The organism is Mesobacillus sp. (assembly GCF_049588175.1).
Lineage (GTDB): Bacteria > Bacillota > Bacilli > Bacillales > Cytobacillaceae > Mesobacillus.
Window position 1 is genome coordinate 1 of the sequence record NZ_JBAVFI010000601.1, and the last position, 2,516, is coordinate 2,516.

Below are 2,516 nucleotides of genomic sequence, written 5' to 3' on the forward strand. Positions count from 1 at the left end.
CCCTCCATTTTTGAAATAATTTTTATTCTGATTCGTCAAAGTAATCTGGATCATTTGTTGCTGAAGAAACACGGATTTGCTGGTTTTGCAGAACTTTCACTGTGAAATCGATAACCATTTTTTCTTCTATTTTCTCAAAAAATCCTTCATCAATCGGCGAAGCTGTTGGAAGCGGCTGACGGTCAATTGCCTCATCCCATTCAATAATTTGGCTGGATACCAGTTCACAGAAAGGCAATTCATTATAGTGCTGTGTGCTTTCCTGGTGGAACTGAGATAAATCGCTTGTCAGCAATTCGTCTTTTTCCGGGAATCCAGTAGGTAATGGTTTTGATACAAAGAAATCAAATTCCTTGCGGTTGTTCACTTGAGGCATAACTGGCTTTGACAGGAAGTGTTTGATTTCAGCAATTACCTGGAATGGAATATCTACTGTTAAAGAGTGCAGGTCAGAAGCTACAGACGATGATGAAGAAGCTTGAATATCCTGGCAAGGGCTTGCATACTGGATATTTTTCCTGACAAATCCTTTAATGAATAATTTATTTGTCGGTAGCAGCAGTCTGCATTGAGTTAATTTAATTCTCTTCTTAATATCCTTGATTTCCAATACTGGCTCTGGAAAATTGATGATCGTATCCAGATTCACTTGCAGAGTTAACTCCGCAAGCACCACCGGAACTTTTGTAACAATTTTCCCAAGACTAACGTGCGGATGATGATGGTGAGGCTTGCATTCAAAGTGATCATTTGAAGGCTTGCACTCGTAATCGGGCTTTTTATTTTTATCTGATTCAAACATACATGGCTCCTCCTTAAACTCCTGAGAGTGAAGATGTTCTATCCTATGCACTTTCATTATTTGGGTCTAGGCGTTAGCCCGTAGGCAATAGCGGAATTTAAGGCAAGTACCCAGCAATTCCCCTTTAATTTCATAGGCTGTACTTGCTTAGTGAATCCAATAAAATTTTTTTAAGAGATTTTTTTCTTCTATTGTCATTGGCAAATTCAATCAACGTGAATATACAATCATAAGCAAAACAAAAAAGCATGCCGGTTTCAGATTTGAAAATGGCATGCTTTAAAGCAATCAATTATCCACACTTAATGAATCTACTATGGCCTATAGAGCTTGAATCCTTACTTGCTGCTTTTGCAATACTTTAATTGTGAAATCCAACATTGATTTCTCAACGATTGTTTCGAATGTTCCTTCCTCGAATGGAGCCCTTCCAGGTAGTGGATAACGATCAATTGCCTCATCCCACTGAACAATCCTGCTGGAAATCAGCTCACAATACGGAAGCTGGTTATAGAACTGTTCGCTCACTTGATGGAATTGGGAAAGGTCGCTGGAGAGCAATTCATCTTTTTCCGGGAACCCGTGACCCAAATTTTGAGCTCTAAAGAAATCAAATTCGTTTCGTGTATTGATATCGGGAATTATTGGATTTGTAAAGAATTGGTCTGGGGCGATATTTGTTACACACTCAAATGGTACATCTACAGTCAGGGAGCGTATCTCTGATGCTACGCAGTCACTCTTGGCATGTGGGCAAGGTGTTGCATACTGGATATTCTTGCGGATGAAACCTTTGATGAACAGCGGAATGGGTCTGGTTAATAAGCCAGTAACAGGATCAACAGTGTTTCCACCTAATAATAGTCTGCACTGTACAATTTTCACCCGCTTTTTAATATCTTTGATTTCCAGAACAGGATCAGGGAAGTGTATATTTGCAACCAAATTGCTTGTTACACGAATTTCGGCCAGTGTAATAGGCAATTGCACAATTGTTGGTCCTGCGTCTACTAATGGTGGGTTTACAGTAACATTCTCACATTGCTCCATGGAAGCCGATTGATTTACATTAACACAGCCCTTAGAACCGTGATGATCTTTAGTCATTCTTTTATTCCTCCTTATAAATTTCTTGTACAATTTATCCTATTCTTCCAGGTTTATTTGGCATAGATGAATTCATCAGTGTAAATGCGGATTTTTAAAAGATTTGAAGAATTAGGCACCATTTTGTTGGGTACTTGCACAGGTGAACATGCCTTTTGCATAGAATTCAAAAGGAGGAGGATAAAATGAATAAACATAATTTCTTTGCGGTCGATATAGGCAACAGCTGGTATAAAGTTTTGGCCTCTGATCAAGGGGAACTGTCTGAATACCAGCTGCCAAATGCCATCGCCCTATATGATGACGAATTTTATGAAAAGCCGTATGACGAGGAAGATATAGACCTAGAGGAAAATTTGATTGCAGAGATAAAAAGCCCAGCAATCATTAACAAAAGAGAAGTTTTTTATGCAGGCAAAGCCGCTGCAAAACAAAGGAACGTCAGCTTGACATCGAGCAATAACCAAAAAGCAGATGAGGATCGCACATATGTCCTTTTGTTCGCTGCAGCAGCCTATCATGCTTCTTTAATCAATCCAGATGACATTGAAATAAATTATTCAATTGATCAATTAGCCGTTTCTCTTCCAACTACACAGTATAAGGA

2 protein-coding genes and 1 pseudogene are annotated in these 2,516 nt (G+C 39.0%); 1 reads left to right on the forward strand and 2 read right to left on the reverse strand.

Annotated elements, in window-relative coordinates:
• Nucleotides 1–22 precede the first annotated feature (22 nt).
• Both WB217_RS14610 and WB217_RS14615 read right to left on the reverse strand, forming a co-directional pair.
• The gene (locus WB217_RS14610) at nucleotides 23–802 is read right to left on the reverse strand and encodes a CsxC family protein (protein ID WP_423993966.1); all 780 of its coding nucleotides are present in this window, start codon (nucleotides 800–802) and stop codon (nucleotides 23–25) included.
• A 321-nt stretch (nucleotides 803–1,123) separates the two neighbouring features.
• Complete coding sequence (locus tag WB217_RS14615) at nucleotides 1,124–1,909, reverse strand: CsxC family protein (protein ID WP_423993967.1); 786 nt, start codon at nucleotides 1,907–1,909, stop codon at nucleotides 1,124–1,126.
• 185 nt (nucleotides 1,910–2,094) lie between these two features.
• Here WB217_RS14615 and WB217_RS14620 point away from each other — a divergent pair.
• Nucleotides 2,095–2,516: pseudogene (locus tag WB217_RS14620) on the forward strand (ParM/StbA family protein); the annotation flags it as partial.